Source organism: Bradyrhizobium sp. Kon37 (assembly GCF_055807535.1).
Genome location: NZ_JBVVOY010000035.1, coordinates 36,315 through 50,419, shown reverse-complemented (window position 1 = coordinate 50,419; position 14,105 = coordinate 36,315). Strand labels below are relative to the sequence as shown.

Here is a 14,105-nt window from a genome sequence, read left to right as displayed (position 1 = left end):
ATGGAGCCGGCCACGGAGCGAAGCGGGAGTTGGCTAACATTCTGAGCTGGTCGGATTTCGAGCAGACCCGCGACTTGGAACGAACTCGGTAGCCAGAGCGACTGCTCGTGGCCCATCTGCGACCTCGAAGGCCTTCAGGTCTGCGGCCGATGTTGGCGGTAAACCGGACATCTGGCGGGCGGCCACTTAATGGGTACACGCCCTAGGCAGGGCGGAAGCGCACGCCTTCGTCTCCATCGCGGCGGATAATTCAGCGGGCATCCGGGCTGCCTGGTCCGTGACCGCCGGCTGGCGGCGTGCATCGATGAGCGTGCGTCTCTCAGGGACGAATGTTGATAATCGTATTCCCCTTGCGTCGCTTGGTCGGATTTAACGCGGCGACGGCATCGTCGAGGGTCGAGACGTTGCCGATGTTCGTCCGCAGTCGTCCGTCCCGCACCCGCTGGACGATCTCACTCAGTTGGGCACGATCGGACTCGACGACGAAGTCGACCGCCAGGCCATCGGAGGGCCGCGTCTCGGCCGGCCCCACGATTGTCACCAATGTTCCTCCGGCTCGGATCAGTGCCGCGGATCGCTTCTGGATGTCACCGCCGATGACATCGAGAACCAGATCGACTTTACCCACGTCCTCAAGGGTGTCGTTGTCGAGGTCGACGAACTCGTTCGCGCCGAACTCGAGCACTGTCTGACGGTCGGCGGCGCGTCCAGAGCCGATGACGTAGGCGCCGGCCTCTCGTGCGAGTTGCGTCACCATCGACCCGACTGCGCCGGCCGCGCCGTGTGCGAGGACGCTTTGCCCCGCCTGAAGGCGGCCGTGTTGGAACAGCCCTTGCCAGGCCGTCAGGCCCGAGATCGGCAGACTCGCACCCACCGTAAAGTCGACGTCGCCCGGCAGCGGTGCAAGGTTGCGTGCCTCGATCGCCACATACTCGGCCAACGTGCCGTCGCGATACCAGTCCGCGAGGCCGAACACCCGCTGTCCGACTGATAGCCCCGTCGTGCCATATCCGAGGGCGGAGACCACTCCGGCCAGCTCGTGCCCAGGGATCGACGGTGTTCGGTCACGATCGAGGCGATCGGTCCAGGTCGATGGCCACGCCAGTTCAGTCGGTACAAATCCCGACGCATGAACCTGAACGACGACGTCGTTTATCGCCGCCTGCGGCTCGGGCCGGTCCATGAGCTTCATCCCGGCCGTTCCTGCGGCCTGGTCCGTTACAACGATCGCCTTCATGGGAATTATCTCCTCGGTCATTTGTCTCTTGATCGAATAATGCAGAGAGCGTGGACACACCGGCTATCCACAGAATGCCAGGCTGTGTGGAACTCCTGTCTCCGTGTCCGCAATCTCTGCTGTCCGCATTGACCGGGGCTCCCACTCATCCTGATGGATCGGGATCGCTCCGGTCGCTGGTGTCAGCGATTAGATGCGTTGCGCCCGGCTATAAAACAGTACCAAGAATGCCGATTTTGGCTGTACCAAGCGCGACGGCCGCCTCCCGATACAACTCGATTGTGCCAAACGGCTCCATTGGCTGCCGAGATTTGCTTGGTGATCGAGAGCGCCTTGAGAGGGCGAACAGGAATCTGCATTGCGGACGGTTCAGTCTTTCGAGCGTAGCCCCGCTTCGATGCGCTGGATCAGTTGCTCCCGCAGCGCAGGCACCACGTTTCCGAGGACGACGAAGGTGCGGACGATAGGCAGATGCGGCTCCATTGCCGCCGTCAGCTCCGCCAGAGACATGCCGGCCAGCCGCGCATATTCGGATTGCGCCGCCGCATTGGTCGCGCGCGGCCGCTCCGGATTGTCGGCTATTTCCGGGGCGAGCTCGGACAGGATGACATGCAAGAACCCAAGATCGAGGGCTGCGGGCCCGCGCATCGCGAAGGTCCAGTCGACGAGCTTTGGGCCTTCCGCCGTCATGATCACGTTGCCGGGGCTAAGGTCGCAATGGCAAAGCCCGTCGCCGGTCGGCAGGCGATCGATCAGGGCGAGGATATCGGCGGCGATGTGCTTCGGGACCTTGCCGTCGTCGTGCCGCAACTCGCTCTCCATATACGCGCGCATGGAGAGGAGCTCCGGCGGCGCGGACGTCTTGTGAAGAGACATGGCCAGAGCCGCGACGATCGCGCCCGCCTGTTCGAACGTCACCGCGCCCGTCCGCGAGAGATGCAACAGGGTCGGTCCGTCGAGGCGCTCCAGCACGATGCCGAAGCGCCCGTCCAGCGTCACCTCGCCGAACACCGCCGGCACCGGGACGCCGGCGGCGTGCACGGCGCGGATCATGCGTACCTCGTGTCGGCCGAGCAGATGAGAGACGCCGGCCTTGAACAGCTTCACGACCTGACCGGGCGCCCAGGCGTAGGCTTCGGAAAAGGCGCCTTCACCGATCTTTTCCCCCAGCGATCCCTGCATGCCCGTTCTCCGCCGTGCAGATGAAACACCGGCGGCGAGAAAAAAGGAACCCTTCCCGTCGCGAGGGCAGCCGGAGATCATGATCGCGTTTCAACCTGCAGGGACCTTCGACCGCGTTCGCGCTGATCCGACCATCGCAACCGCCGGCGCCGGTGTTGCGGACGGCGTAGGCGAGGGTGTGCTCGCCGGAGTCAGGTCCAGAGGATGACGCTGATATCGCGCCGACCGGGGGTGATGCATTGGCAATGGTTGTAGTCTTTGCTATCGTGCATCCTGAGATAGCATCAAAGCTATCCACTATTGGGGAGAAGACGATGAGAGCTTCGGTTTTTCTTCTTGCGGGTTTGACCATTCTGTCGATCAGCGCAGCCAGCGCCGCCCCTAAGGGCGCTTCCGCTTCGATCTCCGAAACGAAGGTCAGCTCGGTCGCGTGTTCCACGTCTGGTGGAGGCTTCGGGACCTATCCGGCAGGCTGCCGAAACGGCGCAAACTTCAAGAGCTACAACGAATGCAAGGAATCAGGCGTCAAGCGCGGCTGGAGGCACGAAGACATGGCATGGTATTGCAGCGGGCTGGGACTGCAATAGCGAGCAGACGCCAAAGCGCGGGGACGGTTCATTCCGATCTCATCGCGCTAAGGGCACGGCGACATTCACCTTGACCGACACGGGCAGCGGAAGGCGCAGCCCGCGGGCCGAAGCCTGATAGCGCGATGCCGGCTGTCTCTTCGGCAGCTTTCCGAAATGCGAGAGGGCCTGCATCAGCGCGGATCTGACGGCGGGCTCGACCTTCGCACAAATGAGCCAGCAGACCAGAACAAGCAGGCCCAGCGCGATCCAGACGGCCGAGGTGGCATCGAAACCGGCATCGACCAGGGCACGAATGATCGCGGTGCCGATGAGGTTATGCGTGAGATAGAGCGGATAGGTGATCAGTCCGATCGTTCTCAAATAGGCTGGTGTTTCAGGAGAAGCTTTGCCTGCAGAGCGCCTGCTCCGCTTCGCGGCAATGGCAATGAGGAGCACTGCAGCAGCCCAGACCATGATCGGCACGAGAGCCGATTGATCCGAGATGGCGGGGATAGACGTCAAGAAGAACGAGGCGAAGAAGTAGATTTCCGCCGCGCCTGATAGACACGTGATGGCAATTGCGACTTGTTCGAGCGCCGTCAATTGTCTGTTCGCGGAGATGAACAGCCAGATCCCCAGCGCAAAGAAGCAGCCATGCGTCAGCAGGAATGCCGCGCACGGCACCCGAAACATCAGAATGACGAGGTAAGGCAAGTCGGATGGCGTCGTGCATGACAGCACGAGCAGCGCGACGGCATTGAATATTGCGCTGTAGATGGTGAGGCCCCAGGCCAGGTGCCGCAGGGTGACCTTCTTGGTGAGCATCGCGCAAAACACCAGACCATAAAATGCCGTCTCGGCTGCCAGCGTCCAATAGACCTCGTCAAGCCACTGACCAGTGACTCCCTTGGGGACCATCAGCATGGCGTGGATGTAGGGCAGAATGAGTTCGGATGCCGGTCCGCTCCCGAAGAGGAGCAGAACGAGGAAGGTCGCGGTCGCGCAAACCCAGACCGCCGGATAAATCCGAAGCGCACGACCAAGAAGAAACTTCCCGGCGACGATGTGCTCGCGGAATTCGCGATGACGAAACCGGAAATGACAAAGAAGATTTCGACGCCGACCCAGCCGAACCACGTGTAAGGCGCGACGGACGGGTAGAGAACATCGGCGGCGACGGTGCGCTCGAAACCCGGGACGCCAATCGAGGTCCAGGCCCAGGACCAGAACATCTGGTGGAACATGGCGACGCCGAGGGCGGCGGCGAAGCGCAGCGGATCCAGCAACGGCAAATGGCTCTTCACGGGAATGGACCAGGTTCATGCAACGATCCCGCTGGAGATATTGGAGCCGGTGAAGGCGCTCTGGGAGGTGGGTCACACTTGGTCCGTCGTGGTCGAAATGCGCGGGATCTTTGAGTTAGTCACGTAACCCTGCTCTCATGTCCGGACGCAACGCCACGCGTTGCGTCCGGGTCTGGACACGAGTGAGCTGAAGCTCGATCGCAACAGAAGGACTGCGGAGAGGATGGACTAACGCGTGCGTGCTGACCGCTTGAGATCGGCGACCTTAAACCTGTTGCCGGCGGCCAGGCTGCTGCACAACCAGTGGGCCTTGTTTCGGTTGTCGCCCAGGAACGTTCTGGTGTCGACGCAATCCAGGTAGGATTTGTGGGTGATGGTGTCGCGGCAAGTTGGCGAGAAAGGACCGTAGTCTATGTTGCCGCCTGACAGGCTGCATCCAACCCACGGATCCTTGCCGCTTGGGAAGCTTGATGCACAGCCTCCGTTGCAGCTGCTGGCGACTTTCTCCAGGCTGGCAATTCTCCCCATCACAGAACCCGGCGCATACGAAGGCGTTCGCGCGACTGACGTTCGAGCTGTAGATACAGTCCGACGCGGCGCAACTGTATTTGCTCCCCGCTCCGACACGTGCGGCCTTGCCACCTGCTTCGGCGCGTCGACCGTGACGGGGGGAATCGTGGCGGCGGAGCCGATTGGGATTTGCGACGCTGCCGGCGCGCACAGCAAGATTGTTGACAAGGCAGCGATGGTTGAAGGCACGACAAGGCTTGATGAGAATCTCATGACCATGTCCTTCCAAATCCGGCACGGACATTCCGCCCGGCAAGTGCACGGTAACATACATTCGGAAGCGAGCAACCGGGGGTTGAGAGAATATCTGGCGATGACTCGCTGTGCCGAGCTCAGCCCTCGTGCTCAGGTCGCAGCGTAGCGTCACGTCCACGGGGCGCTGCGCGTCCGGGACACGAGAGAGGGGCCAAAATAAAACGGGGCCCGAAAGGGCCCCGCAAAAGTCTTCTACGTTCCGCGATCTTCTTACTTGATCTTGGATTCGCGGAATTCGACGTGCTTGCGCGCGACCGGATCGTACTTCTTCTTGACCAGCTTGTCGGTCATGGTGCGCGAATTCTTCTTGGCGACGTAGTAGAAGCCGGTGTCGGCCGAGGACACGAGCTTGACCTTGATGGTGACCGCTTTGGCCATGTTCAGTACCTCAGGAATGAAGGGAATCTGGAGCCGGCCAAATGGCCCGCGTTGGCCGGCAACCTAGCCAGAAACAGCCTGATGTCAAGATTTTAGGGGTCGAAAACCGCTCAAATCGGCCCGATCAGGCCTCGAAGAACCGGTTTTTGGGCCGCGGCAGGCCCAGATTCTCCCTCAAAGTGGGCCCTTCATACTCTTTCCGGAAAATCCCGCGGCGCTGCAGCTCCGGCACCACCTTGTCGACGAAATCGTCGAGGCCGGCGGGCAGGAACGGGAACATGATGTTGAAGCCGTCGGAGCCGCGCCCGACCAGCCATTCCTCCATCTGGTCGGCGATGGTTTTGGCCGTGCCGATGAAGGATAGACCGCCATAGCCGCCGACGCGCTGGGCGAGCTGGCGCACGGTGAGCTTGTCGCGCGCGGCGAGGTCGACCATGCGCTGGCGGCCGCTCTTGCTGGCATTGGTCTCGGGGATTTCGGGAAGCGGTCCATCCGGATCGAAGCCGGAGGCATCCGTGCCGAGCACGACCGAGAGCGAGGCGATGGCGCTGTCGTAATGCACGCGGCTGTCGAGCAGCGCGCGCTTCTCCTTGGCTTCATCGACGCTGTCGCCGACCACGACGAAGGCGCCGGGCAGGATCTTGAGGTGCTCGGGGTCGCGGCCGACCTTCTCCATGCGGCCCTTGATGTCGGCATAGAGTTTCTGGCTGTCGGCAAGGCTGCCGCCGCCGGTGAAGACGGCTTCCGCGGTCTCGGCCGCGAGCTGCCTGCCGTCGTCGGAGGCGCCGGCCTGCACGATCACCGGCCAACCCTGGACCGGGCGGGCAATGTTGAGTGGACCGCGCACCTTCAGATATTTGCCCTGATGGTCGAGCACATGCATCTTCGCGGGATCGACGAACACGCCGCTTTCGACATCGCGCACGAAGGCGTCGTCGGCAAAGGAATCCCACAGGCCCGTGACGACGTCGTAGAACTCGCGGGCGCGCTTGTAGCGCTCGGCGTGCTCCATGTGGTCGTCGAGGCCGAAATTCAGCGCCGCGTCCGGGTTCGAGGTGGTGACGATGTTCCAGCCCGCACGCCCGCCGCTGAGATGGTCGAGCGAGGCGAAGCGCCGTGCGACGTGATAGGGCTCGTCGAACGTGGTCGAGCCCGTCGCGATCAGGCCGATCCGCTCGGTAACGGCCGAGAGCGCCGACAACAGCGTGAATGGCTCGAACGACGTGACCGTGTGGCTGCGCTTGAGCGCATTGACCGGCATGTTCAGCACGGCGAGGTGATCGGCCATGAAGAAGGCGTCGAACTTGCCGGCCTCGAGCTTCTGGATCAGCGTCTTGATGTGGCTGAAGTTGAAATTGGCGTCCGGCCAGGCCCCGGGATAGCGCCAGGCGCCGGTGTGGATGCTGATCGGGCGCATGAACGCGCCAAGCTTGAGTTGCCGTTGTGCCATCGCCCGGTGTCCGTTCTTGGTGTCGTTCCGGAAGACATAGGCATGCCGCGGAACTCCGCCATTGGGGGAGGCGGGAAGATTATTTTGTTTTTCGCGAGCTCTCAGCACATTCGCGTCATCCCGAGCCGCGCCCGGAATGACGGAGGAGTCCCATCGAACCGATCCACGGCTCACTCCGACCAAGCCATGACTTTCGCTCCCAAGGAGATCTTCGATGGCAGGTGCAATGAGCGTGGACGGGCGCATCGTCCGCATCGACCGGCCCATGCCCTGGGTCGGGCGGCTGCTGTCATTGCCGCTGCTGGCGGCGAGCTTCTATCTGCTGTGGAATGTCGCGCTCGGCCTGCGGCAGGATTTCTCCGGTTTTGGCCGGCTCGCCGATGATCTCATGCCGGTGCTGGTGTTCACGGGACTCGGGTTGCTCGTCGGCATCCCCGGAATCATCCTGCTCACCTTCCGCACCTTCGTCGTGCTGAACGAGACGCTGCGCCAGATCGTCATCACCAGGCAGTTCGGCCCACTGAATTTTCGCAACCATCGCGATCTCGCCGACTATCATTTCATCAGCATTACCGACGAGGACGATCCGGAGCTGACGACATACGATGTCAATCTCTGCGGCAACAAAGGGACCGAGCCGATCACGCTGATGAGCTTCACCAAGCGCGAGGAAGCCAGTCGGTTCGCCAGCGAGCTCGGGCGAGTGCTGAACGTTCCCGCGCGCGACTATGTCGGCACCGAGCCTGATGCGGACGTCACGAACTGATCAGCTCAAAATATCCTTCTGCATCTTGCCGCCGTAGAAATGGAAGAACGGCACCGGCGCATCATGGCGGAGCGGGCCGGTGGCGAGGCGCGCGTCGAGCTCGTTGAGCACGTTGCGCGTCATCGGATGCAGATCGGCGAGCGGCTTCGAGCCGAGCTCGACCCAGACCAATTCGACAAGCTCGGCATCGGCATGGATCACGCCGTCCACGCGATGGGTGATCGCGGAGGCGTCCGCCGTGAAGAAGCGCGTGTCGAACCGCTTGACGCGGCCGGGCGGGGTGATCGCGCGCGCGATCAGGAACAGGCTGGAGGGATCGGGCAACAGGCCCGCATCCGCGAATGGCTTCCAGGCGCCCTCGAGTTTGGCCTTTCCATCGGCCTTGCGCCCGAGGCAGAGGCCGGTCTCCTCGCAGGCCTCGCGGATCGCGGCAATCGCCAGCGATTTTGCGCGCGAGGGCGGCGTCTTCGGGCTGCCCTTGGCGAGATTGGATTCCAGTTCGGCGGTGATGGGGGCAGCACACGGCACGCGATAATCGTCCTTGTCGACGCGGCCGCCGGGGAAAACGAACTTTCCGGGCATGAACACCACGTTGTCGTGGCGCTTGCCGACCAGGACTTTTGGAGTTGTGCCGCTGCGATCGACCAGGATCAGCGTCGCCGCATCCCGCGGGCGGAAATAGGGATGATGGTCGGCTTCCTTGCCCTCGTGGATCTTCGCCTTTTCCGCCTGCGCCGTATCCGTCATGTCCTCACCCAAACTACTTTTGCTTATTTTGCTTACACCGGCGGAATACCATCCGTCGGGTTTTCGTCAAACCCGTGCATGCGCAGAGCCCATTGCAATCCGACCACGGCTCCCTTCACCGGCTGGAGCAGGGCGAGCGAGGCGACGAAGGTGAAGGGCAGATAGGCCGCGAAGCTGATCCAGACCGGCGTGGTGTAGTTGGTCTCGATCCAGAGGATGCTGGGCACCACGACATGGCCGACGATGACGATGACGAGATAGGCGGGCAAATCGTCGGCCCGATGCGGGGTGAAATCGAGGCCGCAGACCGAGCAATTGTCCGCGGTCTTCAGAAAGGCGCGGAACAGTTTTCCGTCGCCGCAGCGGGGGCAGCGGCCGCGAAAGCCGCGCTTCATGGCAGCAAAGACGTCGCGCTTCTCGACGAGGCCGGTCTCGCGGGTCCAGATCTTCGGGGCTGTGGTCACCATGCCTTACCCTTTTGACCCTTGCCTTTGCTTTTTCCCTTGGCCTTTTTCCCCTTGCCGGGCTTCGGCTTGTCCGGTTTGCGCTTCTTGTCGGGACTGCGCCCGGGGTGCGCCTTGAACGAGGGGCGGCGTTGCGGACCGGATCCCCTGCGGCCGCGCGGCGCGGTCTCCCCCGTCGAGGACAGCAGCTCGAAGCGCAACGCGCCTGCGATGGGAGCCGCTTCGATCAGGCGGACGTCGACGACATCACCGAGCTGATGCATGGTGCCGCTGCGCGTGCCGACCAGGGCGTGGCGGCCTTCGTCATAGTTGAAATATTCCGTGCCGAGGGATCGGATCGGGATCAGGCCGTCGGCGCCGGTCTCAGCGAGCTTGACGAACAGGCCGGCGCGCGTGACGCCGGAGACGCGGCCCTGGAAACTCGAACCGATGCGGTCGGCGAGGTGATGGGCGATCAGGCGGTCGACGGTCTCGCGCTCCGCCTTCATCGCGCGCCGCTCGGTCACCGAGATGTGGGCGGCGACCTCGCTCAACGTTTCCGGCGTCTCGGTGTCGGGCAGCGCGCCTTCGCCAAGCCCGAGCGCGCGAACCAGCGCACGGTGCACGACGAGGTCGGCGTAGCGGCGGATCGGCGAGGTGAAATGCGCGTAGCGGCGCAGGTTCAGGCCGAAATGACCGTAATTCTCCGAGGAATATTCGGCCTGCGCCTGGGCGCGCAGCACGACCTCGCTCACCAGCGGAAAATGGTCGTGGCCTTCAAGCTGCGCCAGCACGCGGTTGAACAGAGCGGGACGCAGCGCGCCACCTTTCGCGAAGGGAACGTCGAGCGTCTGCAAGAACTCCGCGAGCGCGTGGACCTTTTCCAGGGTCGGCTCGTCATGCACGCGGTAGATCAGCGGCAGCGACTTCTTCTCGAGCATCTCGGCTGCCGCGACGTTGGCGAGGATCATGAACTCCTCGATCAATTTGTGCGCGTCGAGCCTGTCGGGCACGACGACGCGATCGACCGTGCCGTCGCTCTTCAACAGGATCTTGCGCTCGGGCAGATCGAGATTGAGCGGATCGCGCTCGTCTCGCGCGCGCTTGACGCAGGCATAGGCGGCATAGAGCGGCCGCAGGATCGGATCGAGCAGGGGCCCGGTGGTGTCGTCCGGCCGGCCGTCGATCGCGGCCTGCGCCTGGGCGTAGTTCAGCTTGGCTGCGGAGCGCATCAGGATGCGATGGAAGCTGTGCGAGCGTTTGCGCCCGTCGGGGGCGATGATCATCCGCACCGCGAGCGCGCCGCGCGGCTCGCCCGGCACCAGCGAGCACAGATTGTTGGAGATGCGCTCGGGCAGCATCGGCACGACGCGGTCGGGGAAATAGACCGAGTTGCCGCGATCGAGCGCGTCGCGGTCGAGCGCGGTGCCCGGTCGCACGTAGAAGCTCACATCGGCGATGGCGACATCGACGATGAAGCCGCCTCTGTTGTTGGGATCAGGATCCGGCTGCGCGTGCACCGCGTCGTCGTGGTCCTTGGCATCCGGCGGATCGATGGTGACCAGCGGCACGTCGCGCCAGTCCTCGCGCCCCTTCAAATTGGCCGGCTCCGCCGCTTCGGCCTCGCGCTCCGCCGCGGGGCGGAATTGCATCGGAATGTCGTGCGCGTAGATGGCGATCAGGCTGATCGCCTTCTCCGACTTGACCGAGCCGAGCTTCTCCTTGACGCGGCCTGACGCCAGCCCGAAGCCGCGCGAGCGGATGATGTCGACGCTGACGAGATCGCCGTCCTGCGCGCCGTGCGTCTCGGAGGGCGCGATGTTCAGCTCGCGGTCGGCGGACTTCTTGTCGACGGGGATGATCCGTCCGCCGCCTTCGGGCAGGCTGCGGAAGACGCCGAGGATGCGGCTCTTGGTCTTGTCGAAGACCTTGATGATATGGCCGCGATAGGCCGGGCCTTCGGTCTCATCCGAGCGCTCGACGCGCAGCAGCGCGCGATCGCCAACGCCGGCCGCGGTGCCTGGTTTTGGCCGGCGCGGCATCGTGATGAGGATCTTTGGCGGTTCGCCGCTTTCGACTTCGTCCCATTCGGTGGGGGAGGCGACCAGCTCGCCGTCGGTGTCGCGGCCGGTGATGTCGGCGACCAGCGTCGGCGGCAGGCTGTCCGGCTCTGAAATCGTATGGCGCTTTTTCTTGACGAGCCCGTCGTCGGCGAGCTCGCGCAGCATGCGCTTGAGCTCGACGCGGTCGGCGTTCTTCAGGCCGAACTCGCGCGCAATTTCGCGGGTTCCGACCTTTCCGGGATTTGCCTTGATGAAGGCGACGATGGCTGCCCTGTCGGGAAAGCCACGGTCATTCTTGCGTTTCACTTAGCCTCTATTTGGTGCCGGCACTTTTCTTGGCCGGAGCTTTGGCGCCAGCTGCCTTGGTCGGCGACGTCTTGATGGCCGAAGTCTTGGCCGTCGACGACACGGCGGCGCGCGCCTTGCTGGTGGATTCGGATTTGGGTTTGGCCGCCTTCTTTGCGGCCGGCTTTTTGGTTTTTGGCGCGGCGTCATCGCCGTCGGCGGCCTTCGCCGCAGCCTTCTTGGCCTTGGCCGGCTTCGCCGCCTTCTTCGGTTTCTTGCCGCCGCCCTTGGCCGCGCGCTCGTCGATCAGCGCGATCGCCTGCGGCAGCGTGATGGCGTCTTTCTCGATGTCGCTCGGGATCGTCGCGTTGACGCCGCCCGCCGTGACATAGGCGCCGTAGCGGCCGCCCTTCACCGTGACGGTGCCGAGGGTGGGATGATCGCCGATCGCCTTGCCGGGATCGGCGCCGAAGCGGCGGCTCGGGCCCTTGGCGATCTTCTCCGCGATCAGCGTCACGGCCCGGTTGATGCCGATGTCGAACACTTCGTCGCCGGCCTCGAGGCTGGCATAGGTCTTCTCGTGCTTCACGAACGGCCCGAAGCGGCCGAGACCTGCCGTGATTGGCTCACCGGTTTCCGGGTGCTTGCCGATCTCGCGCGGCAGTGACAGCAGCTTGAGCGCAAGGTCGAGCTCGACATCTCCAGGGGACGTCCCCTTCGGAATGCCTGCGCGCTTGGGCTTCTCGCCCTCCGCATAATCCTTCTGCTCGCCGAGCTGGATGTAGGGGCCGAACCGGCCGGCCTTGACCCAGACATCGCGACCCGTATCGGGGTCCTGGCCGAGCGAACGATCGGCCGTTGCCTCGCCGTCGGCGGCAAGCTGACGGGTGTAGCGGCATTCCGGATAGTTCGAGCAGCCGACGAAGGCGCCGAACTTGCCGGCCTTCAGATTGAGCCGTCCGTTGCCGCAGCTCGGACATTGCCTGATGTCGCCGCCATCGGTGCGCGCCGGATAGATGTGCTGTCCCAGCATGTCGTCGAGCACGTCGAGCACCTGGGCTACGCGCAAATCCTTGATCTCGTCGACCGCGCCGATGAAGCCGGTCCAGAAATCCTTCAGCACCTGCTGCCAGGAGATTTCGTTGTTGGAGATGCGGTCGAGCTGCTCTTCCAGATTGGCGGTGAAGTCGTATTCGACGTAGCGGGCAAAGAAGCTTTCGAGGAACGCGACCACGACCCGGCCCTTGTCCTCGCCGTGCAGGCGCTTCTTCTCGAGCTTGACGTAGCCGCGGTCCTTGAGCACCTGGAGGATCGAGGCATAGGTCGAGGGCCGGCCGATGCCGAGCTCTTCCATACGCTTGACCAGCGAGGCCTCGGAGAAGCGCGGCGGTGGCTCGGTGAAGTGCTGGGTGACGGCGAGCGACTGTCGCTTCAGCGCGTCATTCGGGCTCATCGCGGGCAAGCGGCGGGAGTCCTCGTCCTCCTCGTCGTCGCGGCCTTCCTGATACAGTGCGAGGAAGCCGTCGAACTTGACGACCTGGCCGGTGGCGCGCAGGTCGAGCGTGCGGCCGCCGACCTTCGCCGTGATGTCGACCGTGGTGCGTTCCAGCTCGGCCGATTCCATCTGGCTCGCGATGGTGCGCTTCCAGATCAGTTCATAGAGTCTCGCCTGGTCGGATTCGAGCTTGCGGCTCATGCTGTCGGGGCGGCGCGACATGTCGGTAGGCCGGATCGCCTCGTGAGCTTCCTGGGCGTTCTTGGCCTTGGCCTGGTACTGGCGCGGCGCGTCCGGCACATAGGCGTTGCCGTAATCCTCGCCGATCACCTTGCGGGCCTGGGTGATCGCGGACGGATCGATCTGCACGCCATCGGTACGCATATAAGTAATGAGTCCGGTGGTCTCGCCGCCGATGTCGATGCCTTCATAGAGCCGCTGCGCGATGCGCATGGTGTGCGCCGGCGCAAAGCCGTATTTGCGGCTGGCTTCCTGCTGCAGCGTCGAGGTGGTGAAGGGGGCCTGCGGATTGCGCCGGGCCGGCTTGGCATCGACCGTGGTCACCGCGTAGGCGGCTGCTTCCAGCGCCTTCTTGAAGTCTTCGGCTTCCGCGCCGGTGCCGATGTCGAGGCGCTGGATCTTCTTGCCGTCGGCACCGACGAGACGGGCCTCGAAGGCGTCGCCGCGCGGCGTCAGCAGGGTCGCGATCAGCGACCAGTATTCGCGGGCGACGAACTTTTCGATCTCGAGCTCGCGGTCGCAGACCAGCCGCAGCGCCACCGACTGCACGCGGCCCGCCGAGCGGGCGCCCGGCAGCTTGCGCCACAGCACGGGGGAGAGGGTGAAGCCGACCAGATAGTCCAGCGCGCGGCGCGCCATATAGGCGTCGACCAACGCACCGTCGATCTGGCGCGGATGCTTCATGGCGTCCGTGACCGCCTGCTTGGTGATGGCGTTGAACACCACGCGCTCGATCTTGTGGTCCTTGATCGCGCGCTTTTCTTTCAGGACCTCCAGCACGTGCCAGGAGATGGCCTCGCCCTCGCGATCAGGGTCGGTGGCGAGAATCAGGCGATCGGCGTTCTTGAGGGACTTGGCAATGTCGTTGAGCCGGCCGGCCGCCTTGGGGTCGATCTCCCAGATCATCTTGAAATTGGCGTCGGGATCGACGGAGCCGTTCTTCGCCGGCAAGTCGCGGACATGGCCAAACGAGGCCAGAACCTCGTAGGACGAGCCCAAATACTTGTTGATCGTCTTGGCTTTCGCCGGCGACTCCACAATGACGATATTCATGTAGTTCCAGTAACTTATGGGGAAATTTGGGGCCGAATTCGATGAGATTCGGGTCGGCCCTTTCGTCC

Annotated in this window: 12 protein-coding genes; 3 read left to right on the top strand and 9 right to left on the bottom strand. The window is 63.7% G+C overall.

Translation table 11 applies throughout. The features are described 5' to 3' along the window. Positions 1-319: 319 nt before the first annotated feature. Positions 320-1,237, bottom strand: a complete 918-nt coding sequence (locus tag AC0L3J_RS34590) for an NADP-dependent oxidoreductase (protein ID WP_473350051.1) — start codon at positions 1,235-1,237, stop codon at positions 320-322. A 369-nt stretch (positions 1,238-1,606) separates the two neighbouring features. Then, positions 1,607-2,419: an aminoglycoside phosphotransferase family protein gene (locus AC0L3J_RS34585; RefSeq protein ID WP_473350050.1), complete on the bottom strand. Its 813-nt coding sequence runs from the start codon at positions 2,417-2,419 to the stop codon at positions 1,607-1,609. 314 nt (positions 2,420-2,733) lie between these two features. On the opposite strand from AC0L3J_RS34585, the gene AC0L3J_RS34580 reads away from it, so the two are divergent. After that, positions 2,734-3,006 (top strand): hypothetical protein, encoded by a 273-nt coding sequence (locus AC0L3J_RS34580; protein ID WP_473350049.1) that lies wholly within the window; start codon positions 2,734-2,736, stop codon positions 3,004-3,006. Between the two features lie 39 nt (positions 3,007-3,045). Here AC0L3J_RS34580 and AC0L3J_RS34575 read toward each other — a convergent pair whose 3' ends face one another. Continuing rightward, the gene (locus tag AC0L3J_RS34575) at positions 3,046-4,125 is read right to left on the bottom strand and encodes an acyltransferase family protein (RefSeq protein WP_473350048.1); all 1,080 of its coding nucleotides are present in this window, start codon (positions 4,123-4,125) and stop codon (positions 3,046-3,048) included. Between the two features lie 42 nt (positions 4,126-4,167). Between AC0L3J_RS34575 and AC0L3J_RS34570 the strand changes: the two genes are divergently transcribed. Then, a complete protein-coding gene (locus AC0L3J_RS34570; protein ID WP_473350047.1) occupies positions 4,168-4,419 on the top strand; it encodes a hypothetical protein in 252 nt (83 codons plus the stop codon). A gap of 908 nt (positions 4,420-5,327) precedes the next feature. Here the strand turns inward: AC0L3J_RS34570 and rpmG are convergent. Then, complete coding sequence (gene rpmG / locus AC0L3J_RS34565; RefSeq protein ID WP_045008041.1) at positions 5,328-5,495, bottom strand: 50S ribosomal protein L33; 168 nt, start codon at positions 5,493-5,495, stop codon at positions 5,328-5,330. Between the two features lie 124 nt (positions 5,496-5,619). Then, a complete protein-coding gene (locus AC0L3J_RS34560; protein WP_473350046.1) occupies positions 5,620-6,945 on the bottom strand; it encodes an LLM class flavin-dependent oxidoreductase in 1,326 nt (441 codons plus the stop codon). Positions 6,946-7,159: 214 nt separating this feature from the next. Here AC0L3J_RS34560 and AC0L3J_RS34555 point away from each other — a divergent pair, with 214 nt between their 5' ends. After that, complete coding sequence (locus AC0L3J_RS34555; RefSeq protein WP_473350045.1) at positions 7,160-7,711, top strand: hypothetical protein; 552 nt, start codon at positions 7,160-7,162, stop codon at positions 7,709-7,711. Here AC0L3J_RS34555 and AC0L3J_RS34550 read toward each other — a convergent pair whose 3' ends face one another. From AC0L3J_RS34550 to topA, 4 genes are read right to left on the bottom strand one after another with little or no spacing between them, the layout of a single operon-like run. Beyond that, positions 7,712-8,458, bottom strand: coding sequence for an NUDIX hydrolase (locus AC0L3J_RS34550; protein ID WP_473350044.1), 747 nt, complete (start codon positions 8,456-8,458; stop codon positions 7,712-7,714). A gap of 32 nt (positions 8,459-8,490) precedes the next feature. Beyond that, on the bottom strand, positions 8,491-8,925 hold the full coding sequence (locus tag AC0L3J_RS34545; RefSeq protein ID WP_473350043.1) for a DUF983 domain-containing protein: 435 nt from the start codon (positions 8,923-8,925) through the stop codon (positions 8,491-8,493). After that, on the bottom strand, positions 8,919-11,270 hold the full coding sequence (rnr, locus tag AC0L3J_RS34540; RefSeq protein WP_473350042.1) for a ribonuclease R: 2,352 nt from the start codon (positions 11,268-11,270) through the stop codon (positions 8,919-8,921). Before rnr ends, AC0L3J_RS34545 begins: the two co-directional genes overlap by 7 nt. Before the next feature lie 7 nt (positions 11,271-11,277). Then, positions 11,278-14,037 carry a type I DNA topoisomerase gene (gene topA, locus AC0L3J_RS34535; protein WP_473350041.1) on the bottom strand — a complete coding sequence of 920 codons (2,760 nt, stop codon included), beginning with the start codon at positions 14,035-14,037 and terminating at the stop codon, positions 11,278-11,280. Between the last annotated feature and the right edge of the window lie 68 nt (positions 14,038-14,105).

Excerpts from the sequence above, each read along its gene's own strand:
- AC0L3J_RS34590 (WP_473350051.1), bottom strand. The coding sequence starts at position 1,237 with ATGAAGGCGATCGTTGTAACGGACCAGGCCGCAGGAACGGCCGGGATG.
- AC0L3J_RS34585 (WP_473350050.1), bottom strand. The coding sequence starts at position 2,419 with ATGCAGGGATCGCTGGGGGAAAAGATCGGTGAAGGCGCCTTTTCCGAA.
- AC0L3J_RS34580 (WP_473350049.1), top strand. The coding sequence starts at position 2,734 with ATGAGAGCTTCGGTTTTTCTTCTTGCGGGTTTGACCATTCTGTCGATC.
- rpmG (WP_045008041.1), bottom strand. The coding sequence starts at position 5,495 with ATGGCCAAAGCGGTCACCATCAAGGTCAAGCTCGTGTCCTCGGCCGAC.
- AC0L3J_RS34560 (WP_473350046.1), bottom strand. The coding sequence starts at position 6,945 with ATGGCACAACGGCAACTCAAGCTTGGCGCGTTCATGCGCCCGATCAGC.
- AC0L3J_RS34555 (WP_473350045.1), top strand. The coding sequence starts at position 7,160 with ATGGCAGGTGCAATGAGCGTGGACGGGCGCATCGTCCGCATCGACCGG.
- AC0L3J_RS34550 (WP_473350044.1), bottom strand. The coding sequence starts at position 8,458 with ATGACGGATACGGCGCAGGCGGAAAAGGCGAAGATCCACGAGGGCAAG.
- AC0L3J_RS34545 (WP_473350043.1), bottom strand. The coding sequence starts at position 8,925 with ATGGTGACCACAGCCCCGAAGATCTGGACCCGCGAGACCGGCCTCGTC.
- topA (WP_473350041.1), bottom strand. The coding sequence starts at position 14,037 with ATGAATATCGTCATTGTGGAGTCGCCGGCGAAAGCCAAGACGATCAAC.